The 14192-nt window shown below is 68.9% G+C and carries 14 protein-coding genes; 5 read left to right on the top strand and 9 right to left on the bottom strand.

From position 1 onward, the window contains the following. Positions 1-39: 39 nt before the first annotated feature. Positions 40-2589: an FtsK/SpoIIIE family DNA translocase gene (locus AC5Y36_RS09840; protein WP_500040694.1), complete on the bottom strand. Its 2550-nt coding sequence runs from the start codon at positions 2587-2589 to the stop codon at positions 40-42. 171 nt (positions 2590-2760) lie between these two features. Between AC5Y36_RS09840 and AC5Y36_RS09835 the strand changes: the two genes are divergently transcribed. Genes AC5Y36_RS09835 through AC5Y36_RS09825 form a run of 3 tightly spaced genes read left to right on the top strand, consistent with a single transcriptional unit; the run spans position 2761 to position 4783 of the window. Next, on the top strand, positions 2761-3075 hold the full coding sequence (locus AC5Y36_RS09835) for a putative quinol monooxygenase (RefSeq protein ID WP_500040693.1): 315 nt from the start codon (positions 2761-2763) through the stop codon (positions 3073-3075). 2 nt (positions 3076-3077) lie between these two features. Next, entirely contained in the window at positions 3078-3896 is an 819-nt protein-coding gene (locus tag AC5Y36_RS09830) for a mycofactocin-coupled SDR family oxidoreductase (protein ID WP_500040692.1), read from the top strand. 5 nt (positions 3897-3901) lie between these two features. Beyond that, on the top strand, positions 3902-4783 hold the full coding sequence (locus tag AC5Y36_RS09825) for an SAM-dependent methyltransferase (RefSeq protein ID WP_500040691.1): 882 nt from the start codon (positions 3902-3904) through the stop codon (positions 4781-4783). 79 nt (positions 4784-4862) lie between these two features. Here the strand turns inward: AC5Y36_RS09825 and AC5Y36_RS09820 are convergent, their stop codons facing one another. The 3 genes from AC5Y36_RS09820 to thyX are packed head-to-tail and all read right to left on the bottom strand — an operon-like array spanning position 4863 to position 8225. Then, positions 4863-6539 carry a ribonuclease J gene (locus AC5Y36_RS09820; protein ID WP_500040690.1) on the bottom strand — a complete coding sequence of 559 codons (1677 nt, stop codon included), beginning with the start codon at positions 6537-6539 and terminating at the stop codon, positions 4863-4865. A 7-nt stretch (positions 6540-6546) separates the two neighbouring features. After that, the gene (gene dapA / locus AC5Y36_RS09815) at positions 6547-7449 is read right to left on the bottom strand and encodes a 4-hydroxy-tetrahydrodipicolinate synthase (RefSeq protein WP_500040689.1); all 903 of its coding nucleotides are present in this window, start codon (positions 7447-7449) and stop codon (positions 6547-6549) included. 23 nt (positions 7450-7472) lie between these two features. Then, positions 7473-8225, bottom strand: a complete 753-nt coding sequence (thyX, locus tag AC5Y36_RS09810) for an FAD-dependent thymidylate synthase (RefSeq protein ID WP_500040688.1) — start codon at positions 8223-8225, stop codon at positions 7473-7475. A gap of 80 nt (positions 8226-8305) precedes the next feature. On the opposite strand from thyX, the gene AC5Y36_RS09805 reads away from it, so the two are divergent. Next, on the top strand, positions 8306-9760 hold the full coding sequence (locus tag AC5Y36_RS09805; protein ID WP_500040687.1) for an FAD-dependent monooxygenase: 1455 nt from the start codon (positions 8306-8308) through the stop codon (positions 9758-9760). Further along, complete coding sequence (locus AC5Y36_RS09800) at positions 9757-10329, top strand: acyl-CoA-like ligand-binding transcription factor (protein WP_500040686.1); 573 nt, start codon at positions 9757-9759, stop codon at positions 10327-10329. Before AC5Y36_RS09805 ends, AC5Y36_RS09800 begins: the two co-directional genes overlap by 4 nt. Before the next feature lie 93 nt (positions 10330-10422). Here AC5Y36_RS09800 and AC5Y36_RS09795 read toward each other — a convergent pair whose 3' ends face one another. Genes AC5Y36_RS09795 through AC5Y36_RS09775 form a run of 5 tightly spaced genes read right to left on the bottom strand, consistent with a single transcriptional unit; the run spans position 10423 to position 14101 of the window. Beyond that, positions 10423-11013, bottom strand: a complete 591-nt coding sequence (locus tag AC5Y36_RS09795) for a GNAT family N-acetyltransferase (RefSeq protein ID WP_500040685.1) — start codon at positions 11011-11013, stop codon at positions 10423-10425. A gap of 10 nt (positions 11014-11023) precedes the next feature. Beyond that, the gene (locus AC5Y36_RS09790; RefSeq protein ID WP_500040684.1) at positions 11024-11626 is read right to left on the bottom strand and encodes a GNAT family N-acetyltransferase; all 603 of its coding nucleotides are present in this window, start codon (positions 11624-11626) and stop codon (positions 11024-11026) included. Then, positions 11623-12825, bottom strand: a complete 1203-nt coding sequence (locus AC5Y36_RS09785) for a winged helix-turn-helix domain-containing protein (RefSeq protein ID WP_500040683.1) — start codon at positions 12823-12825, stop codon at positions 11623-11625. The genes AC5Y36_RS09790 and AC5Y36_RS09785 overlap by 4 nt, the downstream gene beginning before the upstream one ends. After that, complete coding sequence (locus AC5Y36_RS09780; protein WP_500040682.1) at positions 12813-13304, bottom strand: dihydrofolate reductase; 492 nt, start codon at positions 13302-13304, stop codon at positions 12813-12815. The genes AC5Y36_RS09785 and AC5Y36_RS09780 overlap by 13 nt, the downstream gene beginning before the upstream one ends. After that, entirely contained in the window at positions 13301-14101 is an 801-nt protein-coding gene (locus AC5Y36_RS09775) for a thymidylate synthase (RefSeq protein ID WP_500040681.1), read from the bottom strand. Before AC5Y36_RS09775 ends, AC5Y36_RS09780 begins: the two co-directional genes overlap by 4 nt. Between the last annotated feature and the right edge of the window lie 91 nt (positions 14102-14192).

The raw sequence follows: 14192 nt of genomic DNA, 5'->3' as shown, positions 1-14192 counted from the left end.
CGCGGGAATCTCGCGCTCAGAACACGTTCGGCGCAGTTCCTACTCGTCGTCGTCGGCGTCGGCGTCGTCGCCGCCGCCGCGGATCAGCATCAGCGTGCCGGCCAACTCGTCGGGTTTGACGAGTACCTCGCGGGCTTTGGAGCCCTCCGAGGGCCCGACGATGTTGCGGGTTTCCATCAGGTCCATCAGCCGGCCGGCCTTGGCGAAGCCGACCCGCAGCTTGCGCTGCAACATCGAGGTGGAGCCGAACTGGCTGGACACCACCAGCTCGACGGCCTGCAGGAAGACGTCCATGTCGTCGCCGATGTCGGGGTCGACGTCGGTGCGTTCGCCGCTGGGTTTGGCGGTGGTCACGCCCTCGGTGTATTCGGGTTCGGCCTGTTCCTTGCAGGCGGCGACGACGGCGTGGATCTCCTCGTCGGTGATGAACGCGCCCTGCAACCGGACGGGCTTGTTGGCACCCATCGGCAGGAACAGCCCGTCGCCCATACCGATCAGCTTCTCCGCACCCGCCTGATCCAGGATCACCCGTGAGTCGGTCAGCGACGACGTCGCGAACGCCAACCGGGACGGTACGTTGGTCTTGATCAGCCCGGTGACCACATCCACCGACGGCCGCTGGGTGGCCAGCACCAGATGGATACCGGCGGCCCGCGCCTTCTGGGTGATCCGCACGATGGCGTCTTCGACGTCACGCGGTGCGGTCATCATCAGGTCGGCCAGCTCGTCGACGATCGCCAGCACATACGGGTAGGGCCGATACTCCCGCTGGCTGCCCAGCGGTGCGGTGATCTCCCCGGAGCGCACCTTCTCGTTGAAGACGTCGATGTGGCGCACCCGGGAGGCCTGCATGTCCTGGTAGCGCTGTTCCATCTCCTCGACCAGCCACGCCAGCGCGGCAGCGGCCTTCTTGGGTTGGGTGATGATCGGGGTGATCAGGTGCGGAATACCCTCATACGGAGTCAGTTCCACCATCTTCGGGTCGATCAGGATCATCCTGACCTCCTCCGGGGTGGCCCGGGCCAGCAGCGATACCAGCATCGAGTTGACGAAGCTGGACTTGCCGGAACCGGTGGAGCCGGCCACCAGCAGGTGCGGCATCTTGGCCAGGTTGGCCGAGATGAAGTCGCCCTCGATGTCCTTGCCCAGCCCGATCACCAGCGGATGGTGGTCGCGGCGGGTGCTCGGGGCGGTCAGCACGTCGGCCAGCCGCACCATCTCCCGGTCGGTGTTGGGCACCTCGATGCCCACCGCTGACTTACCGGGAATCGGCGCCAGCATCCGCACACTTTCGGTGGCCACCGCATACGCGATGTTCTTCTGCAGCGCGGTGATCTTCTCCACCTTGACGCCGTGTCCGAGCTCCACCTCGTAGCGGGTGACCGTGGGTCCGCGCGTGCAACCGGTGACCGCGGCATCGACCTTGAACTGGCTCAGCACCGAGGTGATCGCATCGGCCATCTGGTCGTTGGCGGCGGTGCGGCGCTTGGGCGGGTCACCGGCGACCAGCAGGCTCAGCGGCGGCAGCGTGTAGGGGCCCTCGACGACGCGGTCCAGTACCAGGGTGTCCTGTTTGGGTTTGTCCTTCTTGGTGCGTCGCTTCGGCGTGACCGCCGGCTCGGGCACCGTCGGCGCGTCCGCGACGTCCAGCGGGTAGTTGTCCAACGGCGTGCCACTCGACCAGGGCTGCGGCTCGTCACCGGCGGAGGCGTCGTCGTAGAAGCTTTCGGCGGAGTCGTTCGCGGGCCGCTCGTCCTCCCCGGCGTCGTATTCGTCGGATTCGTCGTACTCGTCGTCGTAATCATCGGCGTAGCCGCGCACGGTGAACATGGTGCGCAGCGTTTCGGGGACCTCACGGATGGTGGTCCCGCTCAGCAGCAGCAACCCGAAGATCGCCGCCATGAACAGCAGCGGCGCGGCGATAAAGGCGCTCAGCCCATCGGACAGCGGCCCGCCGAGAGCGAAACCGATGAACCCCGCGGCGTGCCCCCGCGCGGTGGGGGTGAGCGGCGATCCGGACCACAGGTGCCATAACCCCAGCACGGGCAGCGCGACCATGGCCGCGCCCAGCACCAGCCGGGGCCGCGCCTCGGGATCGGGCTCGGTGCGCATCAGGATCACCGCGATCGTCGCAGCCACCAACGGCAACAGCACCACCGCGGAACCGACGACCATCCGCAGTTCGGTGTCGATCCAGGCACCCACCGGGCGGGCGGCGTCGAACCAGGAGCTGGCGGCGACGACCACCGCCACCCCGAGCAGCGCCAGGGCGATCCCGTCACGGCGATGTCCGGGGTCGATGTCGTGGGCCCGGCCAACCGAGCGCGCGGTGCCGCCGACCCCCTTGGCGACCATCAGCCACGCCGCCCGGGCGGCCCGGCCGCAGGCCAATCCGGCCGTCGCCAGCCCCGAGTGCTGCCGGCGCGCCGTCGGGCGACGCCGCGGCTGGGCTTTCGGAACCCTCCGGGCCGTTTGACCTTTGGTCGGCTTTTTGCCCTGCGAACCCCGCTGAGTCGGCCGAGCTGCCCGTGACGTGGCCTTTGACCTGCTCGTTCGGGTGCCGGATCGGGCAACGGTCTTACTCGCCATGCCCGCAAGCCTAGTCGCAATCGCCCCTTCCGCACCATCCGCCACACACGTTACAAGAACGTGACGCGCGCCCGTGGCAGTCACCGTTTGGGTGGATACGGGCTGACCATGGCCGGTTCGGCGTGAGTAGGGTGGACAGCTGTCCGGTCTGTCGCTGTGAGGAGTTCCCGCGTGCCCATCGTCGTCGTCGCCACCTTGACCGCCAAACCCGAGTCGGTCGATACCGTCCGCGCCATCCTGACCCGCGCGGTCGGCGACGTCCACGCTGAGCCGGGCTGCCAGCTGTACTCCCTACACGAAGCCGACGGCACCTTCGTGTTCATCGAACAGTGGGCCGACGCCGACGCCCTCAAGACCCACAGCACCGCGCCGGCGATCACGACGATGTTCACCGAACTCGCCGACCACATGGGCGGCGCCCCGGACATCAAGATGCTGGCACCGGTGCCCGCCGGCGACCCCGCCAAGGGTCAGTTGCGCGGCTAGCGATGGCATCGCTGAACGGCAAGGTCGCCTTCATCACCGGTGCGGCCCGAGGCCAGGGCCGCGCCCACGCGGTGCGGCTGGCCTCCGAGGGAGCCGACATCATCGCGGTCGACCTGTGTCAGCAGATCGACAGTGTCCCCTACCCGATGTCGGTCGCCGAGGATTTGGCGGCCACCGTCAAGCTGGTCGAGGACACCGGCGCACGCATCGTGGCCCGCGAAGCCGATGTGCGTGACGCCGAGGCGCTGGGCGCTGCGCTGCAGGCGGGTCTGGACGAGCTCGGCCGGGTGGACATCGTGGTCGCCAACGCCGGCATCGCCCCGATGCGCTCGGGCGCCGACGGCTGGCGCGACGTCATCGACGTCAACCTGACCGGCACCCACCACACCGTGGAGGCGGCCATCCCGGCGATGATCGCCCAGGGAGACGGCGGGTCGATCGTGCTGATCAGTTCGGTCGCCGGGTTGGCCGGCGTCGGTAGCCACGATGCCGGTTCGATCGGCTACGCGGCCGCCAAGCACGGTTTGGTCGGGCTGATGCGGGTGTATGCGAATCTGCTTTCCCGGCACAGCATCCGAGTCAACTCGGTGCATCCTGCCGGTGTCGACACACCGATGGCCAACAACGACTTCATGCGAAAGTGGCTGGCGGACGTCACCACCAGCGCCGAGGCGCGCCAGGATCTGAGCAACGCGCTGCCGGTGCAGATTCTGCAATCCGAGGACATCGCCAATGCGGTGGCCTGGCTGGTGTCGGATGCAGCCCGTTACATCACCGGCATTTCATTGCCGGTCGACGCAGGGTACGTGAACAAGAGGTAGATCCGATGGCACCCACCACCCCCGCCCAGACCGCGCTCGGTCCAATGGTGCTCACCGCCGTCGAGCAGTACGAGCCACCGGAGCGGCGATTGGTGGACGACGATCTGGCGGAGCTGTTCCTGCCCACGCGGATGCGTCGGCTGCTCAAAGCGACACGGTGGGCGCCGTTGCGGCGGCTGCTGATCGCCGGCTCGGAGCGGACCGGCCCTGGCCTGTGGGCCACTCTTGCCTGCCGGAAACGCTTCATCGGCGACAAACTCGCTGATGCGATGGGTGGCCCTTCCACGATCGACGCGGTCGTCATCCTCGGCGCCGGCATGGACACCCGCGCGTATCAGCTGGCCCGGCGGGCCCGCATTCCGGTGTTCGAGGTGGACCTCCCGGTCAACATCGCCCGAAAAGCGGCGACGGTGCGCCGTGTGCTGGGTGCGCTGCCGCGGTCGGTTCGATTGGTGGCGTTGGATTTCGAGCACGACGATCTGTTGACCGCACTGGCCGAGCACGGCTACAGCACCGAGTATCGGGTGTTCTTCATCTGCGAAGGGGTGACCCAATACCTCACCGAACAGACCGTGCGCACCGTCTTGACCGGGCTGCGGGCATCGGCCAGCGGCAGCCGACTGGTGTTCACCTATGTGCGGCGCGATTTCATCGAGGGCGTCAACCGGTACGGTTCGCCGACGCTGTACCGCAGCGTGCGCCAGCAACGCCAACTGTGGAAGTTCGGGCTGCAGCCCGAGGAGGTGCAGGAGTTTCTCGCCCCGTACGGATGGTCCCTGGAAGAGCAGGTCGGCCCCGAGCAGGTGCGCCAGCGCTACATCGTCCCGGCCGGGCGCACGCTGCCCGCCAGCGATATCGAATGGTCGGCCTACGCCGAGAAGCACTAGCGTTTCCCTGCCGAGCAGACGCAAATGTGCCCTAGTAACCCTGTTACAGGGCACATTTGCGTCTGCTCGGCGGACTCGCTCAGATCTCGATAACCGTCGGCACGATCATCGGCTGGCGGCGATAGGTTTCGCCCACCCACTTGCCGACGGTGCGACGCACGCCCTGGGCGATCCGCACCGGATCGGTGACGTTGTTGGCGGCCAGCGATTCCAGTTCCGCCTCGACCTTGCTTGCCACCGGTTCCAGCGCCTTGGGGTCCTCGGAGAAACCCCGTGAATGCAGGTGCGCCGGTGCGGCGACCTTGCCGGTGCCGCGGTGCACCACCACCGTCACCGCCACGAAACCCTCGGACAGGATCAGCCGCTCCCCCAGCGTGGCGTCTCCGACGTCGCCGGTCACCAGCCCGTCGACGAACACCTTGCCGACCGGCACCGCTCCGGCGATACTCGCCCGTCCTGCGACCAGGTCGACGCTGACGCCATTCTCGGCCAACATGACTGCTTCCTCGGGCACGCCGGTTCGCTGGGCCAGCGCGGCGTTGGCCCGCAACATCCGCCACGTCCCGTGCACCGGCATCACATGCCGTGGACGCACCCCGTTGTACAGAAACATCAATTCCCCGGCATAGGCGTGACCCGAAACATGCACGCGGGCTTGGGCGTTGGTGACCACCCGAGCGCCGATCTTGGCCAGCGCGTCCATCACGCCGAACACGGCCTCCTCGTTGCCGGGGATCAGCGAGGACGACAGCACGATCAGGTCACCGGCCGTCAAGGTGATGCTGCGGTGCTCACCGCGCGACATCCGCGACAGGGCCGCCATCGGTTCGCCCTGGGTGCCGGTGGTGATCAGCACCACCCGGTCCGGTGGCATCTCCTCGGCGACGCCGATGTCGATCACGTCGGAGTCGGCGACCTGCAAGAACCCCAGGTCCCGGGCGATCCCCATGTTGCGCACCATCGACCGGCCGACGAACGACACCCGCCGGCCCAGGGCGACCGCGGCGTCGATGATCTGCTGCACCCGGTCGACGTTGGAGGCGAAACAGGCCACGATCACGCGTCCCTCGGCACCGCGGATCAGCCGGTGCAGGGTCGGGCCGACCTCGCTTTCACTGGGACCGACACCGGGAATCTCGGAGTTCGTCGAGTCGCACATGAACAGATCGACGCCGGCATCGCCGAGCCGGGACATACCGGGCAGGTCGGTGGGGCGCCCATCGAGCGGCAATTGGTCGAGTTTGATGTCGCCGGTGTGCAAGACGGTGCCCGCACCGGTGTGCACGGCGATGGCCAAGGCGTCCGGGATGGAGTGGTTGACCGCGAAGTATTCGCACTCGAAGACCCCGTGGGTGCTGCGTTGCCCCTCGGCGACCTCGTGGAACACCGGTTTGATCCGGTGTTCGCGGCATTTGGCGGCGACCAGCGCCAGGGTGAACTTCGATCCGACGACCGGGATGTCGTGGCGCAACTTGAGCAGGAACGGGATCGCCCCGATGTGATCTTCGTGGGCGTGGGTCAGCACCAACGCCTCAACGTCGTCGAGACGGTCCTCGATGTGGCGGATGTCGGGCAGGATCAGGTCGACGCCGGGTTCGTCGTGGGTCGGGAACAGCACCCCGCAGTCGAGGATCAACAACCGGCCCAGGTGTTCGAAAACCGCCATGTTGCGGCCGATTTCACCGATGCCGCCCAGCGCGGTCACCCGCAGCCCGCCTTCGGTCAGCGGACCCGGCGGAGCGAGGTCGTTATTCACCTGCAGCTCACCCGAGTACCCCGGCCGCCGACATGTCGGCGGCCAACGCCTCGGTCTGCTGCGGTGTCGCCGCGACTTGCGGAAGCCGCGGGTCGCCGATGTCAAAGCCCTGCAGTCGCAGCCCGGCCTTGACCATCGTCACCCCGCCCAGGCGGCTCATCGCATCACACAGCGGCGCGACCGACGAATTGATCTTGCGGGCGGTGGCCACATCCCCGGAGGTGAACGCGGACAACATCTCCCGCAGTTGGCTCGCGGCGAAATGCGAGATCACACTGATGAACCCGACCGCACCCATCGCCAGCCAGGGCAGATTCAGCCCGTCGTCACCGGAGTAATAGGCCAGCCCGGTCTCGGCGATGATCTGGGCGCCGGAATGCAGGTCACCCTTGGCGTCCTTGACACCGACGATGTTCGGGTGCTCGGCCAGGGCACGAAGAGTGTCGGGTTCGATCGGCACCACCGAGCGCGGCGGAATGTCGTAGAGCAGCACCGGCAGCGCACTGGCATCCGCCACGGCGGTGAAATGCGCTATCAGCCCGGCCTGGGAGGGACGCGAATAGTACGGCGTGACGACCAGCAGTCCGTGCGCGCCGACACCCGCGCAGGCCTCCGCCAGCCGGACGCTGTGTTCGGTGTCGTTGCTGCCGGCTCCGGCGATGATGCGGGCCCGATTACCGACGGCGTCCACCACCGCCCGCAGCATGGTGAGCTTCTCGTAGTCGGCCGTGGTCGGTGACTCCCCGGTGGTACCGGAGAGCACCAGCCCGTCGCAGCCCGCGTCTACCAGGTGGTTCGCCAGCCGCACCGCGGCGTCGACGTCGACCGAGCCGTCCGATCCGAACGGTGTCGCCATAGCCGTCACCACGGTGCCCAACCGGGCAGGAGCGTCGAAACCGCTGGTACTCACGGGACTAAGAGTACCTGGCAATCTCAGGCTTCCGTAGCCAGCGGACTGGTCGCGACCTCGGTCCCATCGGCCAGCGCGGTGACCTCGAAGTCACCGAACACTGCGGGGGCGACCTGGGCCAGCTGACGCAGACACGCGATGGCCAGCCGGCGGATCTCGACGTCGGCGTGCTCGCTGGCCCGCATCGCGATGAAATGCCGCCAGGCCCGGTAGTTGCCGCTGACCACGATGCGGGTCTCGGTGGCGTTGGGCAGCACCGCGCGGGCGGCCTGGCGGGCCTGCTTGCGTCGCAGCACCGCATTGGGCTGATCGGCAAACTTGGCTTCGAGCTTGGTCAGCAGCTCGCTGTAGGCCGCCCGGCTGGCGTCGGCGGCGGCGGCCAGGATCTGCTGGAGTTCGGGGTCGTCTTCCATCCCGGGCGGCACCACGACCCGCGAATCCGGCTCCGGGACGTAGCGCTGGGAGAGCTGGGAGTAGGAGAAATGGCGATGCCGGATCAACTCGTGGGTGGCCGACCGCGAGATTCCGGTGATGTAGAACGTCACGCTGGCGTGCTCGAGCACCGAGAAATGTCCGACGTCGATGATGTGCTTGAGGTACGCCGCGTTGGTGGCGGTCCGCGGATTGGGCTTGGACCAGCTCTGATAGCAGGCCCGACCGGCGAATTCGACCAGCGCGGGGCCGCCGTCGGCGTCGGTGCTCCACGGCACGTCCGCCGGCGGGACGAACTCGGTCTTGGCAATCAGTTGCACGCGCAGCGGCGCCGTTTCGGCCACGGCGCTCACCCTAACCTGCATATTGTCGCCGCATGATATGTTAGTTACTAACATATTAGTGACTAACATCGGGAGCTGCGATGGACCCCCAAGTCGTGGTCGTCGGTGCCGGACCGACGGGGTTGTCGCTGGCCTGCGGGCTGCGGGCGGCCGGAGTCTCGGTCCGCGTTGTGGACGCCGCTGCCGGACCGGCCACCACCTCGCGAGCGCTGGCGCTGCAGCCGCGCGGCGTGGAAGTCCTGACCCGGCTCGGCGCCCTGGGCTATCTCCCCGCGGATGCGCTGCCGATCGGGCGGCTGGAGATGTTCGTCGACGGCCACCCGCTTGCCAGCCTGCGACTGGCGCAGGCCCTGCGACCCGGCGAGCCCATGGTGCTGCTGCTGTCGCAGGCCGACATCGAAGCCGCGTTGCGTCAGCGGTTGGCGTCGCTGGGTGGATCGGTCGAGTGGGGCCGTCGGGTCAACGGCCTGGACAGCGACGCCGACGGGGTCACCGTGCGACTGGACGACAGCGAGATCCGCGGCGGGTGGGTGGTCGGCGCCGACGGTGCGCACAGCATGGTGCGCAAGGCGGCCGGTATCGACTTTCCCGGCGCGCCGCTGATCGAGCGGTTTTTGCTGGCCGACGTGCACGCCGACGTGGACCGGCCGCGCGATGCCACCGCGGTGTGGTTGCGCGGCGCGGGGCTGCTGGCCGCCTTCCCGCTGCCGGGCGACGACGTGTGGCGGCTGATGGCGCCGGCGCCACCGGACGGCCCGACCGATCCGGGACCCGACGAGGTGGTTGCCCAGCTGGCGGCCCGGTTGGCCGCCGAGGCCGGCGGCACCGTTCGCTCGACCAAGTGGACCTCGACCTTCCGCATCCAGCGCCGCCTGGCCGCCACCTACCGGCGCGGCCGGGTGCTGCTGGCCGGTGATGCCGCCCACATCCACAGCCCACTGGGCGGCCAGGGCATGAACACCGGGATCGGCGACGCGGAAAACCTGGCCTGGAAGCTGGCGCTGGTGATCGATGGGAAAGCCGGATCCGCGCTGCTGGACACCTACGAAGCTGAGCGACGCCCGATCGCGCGGGCGGTGCTGGCGTCGACCAGCGGCGTGACGTTGGGAGCGGTCGGAGGCGGCCGGGTGGCCCAACTGCTGCGGGACCGGGTGGCGGTGCCGTTGGCGAACCGGGACTGGGTGCAGCGGCTGGTGGTGGACGGCAGCTCCGGGCTGCGGATCTCCTATCGGGGCGGACCGCTGGCCGCACGAACCTGGCCGCCGGGTGGCCTGCGCCCCGGCGACCGGGTACCCGATCGCGCGTGCGCACGCGCCGACGGCAGCACCATCAGCTTGCACGACGCGCTGGGGCCCGGTTGGGTGCTGCTCGGACCGACGCCGTTGGCCGAGCTCGGCCGCGCGCGGCTCGGCGACGTGGCCGCGTTGGCCGGCGAGGACCACCACGCCCTGCTGGTGCGCCCGGACGGGCATTTGGCGTGGCGCGGTCGCGATCCCCGCGGGCTGCAGGCCTGGCTGGACGGCGCACTGCGGTGATCGACTGGCGGGCGCAGAAAAAGGCCGCCACCCGACAGGCCATTGCCGACCATGCGTTGCGGCTGTTCATGTCGCAGGGCTACGACGCGACGACCGTCGAGCAGATCGCCGCGGCGGCCGGGGTGTCGCACATGACGTTCTTCCGGTATTTCCCGCAGAAAGAGTCGGTGGTCGAGGCCGACGACTATGACCCGCTGATGGAGCATCTCCTGGCGGCCCGACCCGCCGACGAGGCCCCGCTGGCGGCGCTGCACGGCGCGCTGCGCGCCGCGCTGCACACCATCCTGGCCACCGACCACGACACGCTGCGGGCCCGGGTGCGGTTGACCATGAGCACGCCGTCGCTGCGCTCGCGGCTGTGGATCGCCGCCGATTCCACCCGTGACCTGTTTGCCCGCGGTCTGGCGCGGCGGGCAGGAATGGTCGAGCCCGACCTGGCAACCCGGGCGCAGGCCGGTGCCGCGCTGGCCGCCAATGGCGCGGCGCTGGAAGCCTGGGCGCACGCCGACGACACCGACCTGATCGCGCTGGTGGATCAGGCATTCGCGGCGCTGGGGGTCGGGGGCTAGCGTGCGCGCACTCGTCCGCCGAGATCGACGGCAGCGCGGCGGGCTCTCGACTTTCCCCACGCTGGCGTCGATCTCGGTGGTCGGTGGCCTCGATCAGCCGGTCTCTACGGCGCTCACCTTGTCGGTCGGCACCCGGTGCGGCTTCGCGGTGAGGTGATCGCCGCGGCGCAGGGAGCCGATCCAGCCGTCGTAGCGTTTCCCGCGCTGCGCGATCAGTCCGCGCACGGCGCCCTCCACCTTGAATCCGCAGCGCGTCGCGACGGCGCGGGCGGGCCAGTTGCCGACCTTGGCCCGCCAATGCACCACGCGCAGGTCCAGTTCGCGAAACGCCCACGCCATCGTCATCCGCACCGCGCGGGTCATCACACCCTGGTCGCGCGCCCACGCCGCCAGCCCGAAACTGAGGTCGCCGGCACCGGCGCCGTCCAGCCGCAGTTCGATGCTGCCCGCGTAACGTCCGTTATGCAGAATCGCCAGGGCGGCAAGGGTTCCCGCGCTCCAGCCTTCGGCCACCTCCGACAAGAACTCCGCCGCGTCGGATTCGGCGTAGGGCACTGGAACGGCCAGCCAGCGCTGTGACTCCACGTCCTGGTAGTGCGCCATCACCTCCGGCAGGTCGGCTGGGCGATGGCGGCGCAGCACCAGGTCGGCGTCGTCGAGTTCAGGTTCCGGCGGGAGCGACATTCGTCGATCCTCACACGCCCAACGGGCCGCTTCCGGCATCAGTTTTCGGAGTACCCGGGCCGGGGTCGGCGTCGGGCTCACCGGTCAACGGGTCACCGCGACGCAGCATGCCGAACCAGCCGTCACACCGTCGGCCGCGGTGTTCCAGTAGTCCGGGCACCGTGCCCTGCACCCGGAATCCACACCGGGTGGCGGTGCGCCGCGACGGCCAATTGCCGACCTGCGCCTTCCAGTGCACCAGCCCCAAGGTCAGCTCGTCGAACCCCCACGCCACCACCAGCCGCACCGACCGGCTCATCAAACCCTGACCACGCGCCCACGGGGCCAGCCCGTATCCGATTTCGGCTCCGCCGATGCCGTCCGGTTGCAGATTCACGCTGCCGGCGAACCGGCCCTGATACTCGACGGCGAACGTGGCGACGGTGCCGCCCTGCCAGCCGTGCGCCACCCCGGCCAAAAACTCGTGCGCGTCAGCCTCGGTGTAGGGCTCTGGGACGGCCGTCCAGCGCTGAAACTCCGGGTCGCGGCATTGCGCCACAATGTCTGCCACGTCGTCGTTTCCGGGACAACGCAGCAACAGATCCGGGCCGTCGGTGAGTTCGGGCGGGGTCATATCGACGCCCGCAACGCCTCGGCCAATTCGCCGCGCTCGCCCACGCTGACCCCGCCCAGCCCCAGCCAGGACGCCATCGCCTCCAGTTCCCCAGCCAGGGCTCCGGCCACCCGTGCCCGATCCTGGCCGGGCTCGGCGAACGCCCCCACCACGTGCAGCGTGTCCCTGTCGCGGTCGGACTTGAGGTCCACCCGGCCGACCAGCTGCCCGTCCAGGAGCAGCGGCCACACGTAGTAGCCGTGGGTCCGTTTGCTCGACGGCGTGTAAATCTCGATGCGGTAATGAAAATCGAACAGCCGCTGCACCCGGGGCCGAAAGAAGATCAATGGGTCAAACGGGCACAGCAGCGCGGTTCCGGTGTCGCGGCGGGGCACACTCTGCCCGGCGCGCAGGTAGGCCGGCGCGCTCCAGCCGTCGACGTCGACGCGCTCCAATTCGCCGTCGGCGACCAGCTTGGCGATCGCCGGTTTGGATTGCGCCGCCGAGAGCCGGAAGTAGTCGCGGATGTCCGCGTCGGTGCCGACCCCGAGCGCCGTTGCGGCCCGCAGCACCAGCTCCCGGAGGGCTTCCTCATCATCGACGTGACGGGACACCACCTGCGCCGGCAGGACATTCTCGGTCAGGTCGTAATGGCGGGCGAATCCGACGCGGGTGGCGGTCGTGAGCACCCCGGCGGCGAACAGCGCCTCGGCGACCCACTTGGTGTCGCTGCGATTCCACCAGGTTCCCTTGCCACGCTTGGGTTTCGCCGCCAAGTGGTCTTCGATCTGTCCGGCGGTGCTGGGGCCTCTCTCGGCCACCGCGGCGACGATGTCGTCAGCCAGCTTCGGGTTGGGCCGCACGTTTCCCCACCGGCCGTGGGTGTACTGGCGCATCCGCCACCGCAGCAGCGGCCAGTCCTCGACGGCCATCAGCGCGGCCTCGTGCGCCCAGTACTCGACCAGCAGCCGCGGTGAACGTGCGGTGTGCGCCCAGGCTGCGCGGTCCAGCAGCTCCCGGTCGTAGCTGCCCAGCCGGCTGAACACCGGAGCGTAGTGGGCGCGTACCGCCACCGACACCGAGTCCAGCTGCAGCACCTGGATCCGGGAGATCAGGCGCTGCAGATGAGCGCGGGTTACCTCGCCGCGTGGTTTGGCGGCGGCGAATCCCTGTGCGGCTACCGCGATCCTGCGGGCCTGCGCCGCTGTTAGGACGGGCACGCCGACCGGTGGTAGTGCAGGTAGCGATAGCGCAGACCCGCGTCGCTGGTCTGCCACTCTCCAACGGTGCCGGTCCAGGACTCGTCAAGCACCGGCGCCACCGTGTCGGCGTCCTGGCGGGGCAGGTCGATCTCGACCTCGGTCACCTCGCAGCGGGTTGCCGCGGGCAGCGCCAGAGAGTAGATCTGGCCACCGCCGATCACCCAGACCTCGTCGTCGCCCAGCGCGTCATCCACTGACGTCACCACGGTGGCGCCGTCGGCGACGTACTCGCCGTCACGGGTGACCACCACATTTCGGCGACCCGGGAGCGGACGCACCTTGGCCGGCAGCGACTCCCAGGTCAGCCGGCCCATCACCACGGTGTGCCCGAGGGTGAGTTGCTTGAAGCGGGCCTGGTCCTCGGGCAGGCGCCACGGGATGGCGCCGCCGCGGCCGATCACGCCGGAGACCGACTGCGCCCAGATCAGCCCGATCATACGGCGACGGGCGCTTTGATCGCCGGGTGCGGATCGTAGTCGCGGATCTCGATATCGTCGTAGGTGTAGTCGAAGATCGAATCCCGCTGTCCCAGAACCAGGGTCGGATACGGGCGCGGCTCACGGCTGAGCTGCTCGGCGACCTGGTCGACGTGGTTGTCGTAGATGTGGCAGTCGCCGCCGGTCCAGACGAATTCCCCGACGTCCAGTCCGGCCTGAGCGGCCATCATGTGGGTGAGCAGCGCGTAGCTGGCGATGTTGAACGGCACCCCCAAGAACAGGTCGGCGCTGCGCTGATAGAGCTGGCAGCTGAGCTTTCCGTCGGCGACATAGAACTGGAACAGGGCGTGACACGGCGCCAGCGCCATCTGGTCGATCTCGCCGACGTTCCACGCCGAGACGATGATGCGCCGCGAGTCGGGGTCGGTGCGCAGCAGTCGCAGCGCGTTGCTGATCTGGTCGACGTGTTCGCCGGACGGGGTCGGCCATGATCGCCATTGCACGCCGTAGACCGGACCGAGATCACCTGTCTCCGAGGCCCATTCGTCCCAGATGCTGACCCCATGCTCTTTGAGCCAGCCGATGTTGGAGTCCCCGCGCAGAAACCACAGCAGCTCGTAGATCACCGACTTGAGGTGCACCTTCTTGGTGGTGATCAGCGGGAAGCCGGCCGCCAGGTCGTAGCGCAGCTGGTGGCCGAACAGGCTGCGGGTGCCGGTGCCGGTGCGGTCGGCTTTGGGCGTGCCCTGCTCGAGCACCAGGCGCAAGAGGTCCTCATACGGCGTGGCGATCGGCACGCCGCCCAGCTTAGCGGCGATCGCAAGGCTGGCGTAGCCCGGCGCGGCGGGTCGACGCCGGTGAACACGGTGCCATCGCAGCGAGTAGAAC

This window comes from Mycobacterium sp. NGS50 (genome assembly GCF_059812545.1).
This window is presented reverse-complemented; position numbering and strand designations above follow the sequence as displayed.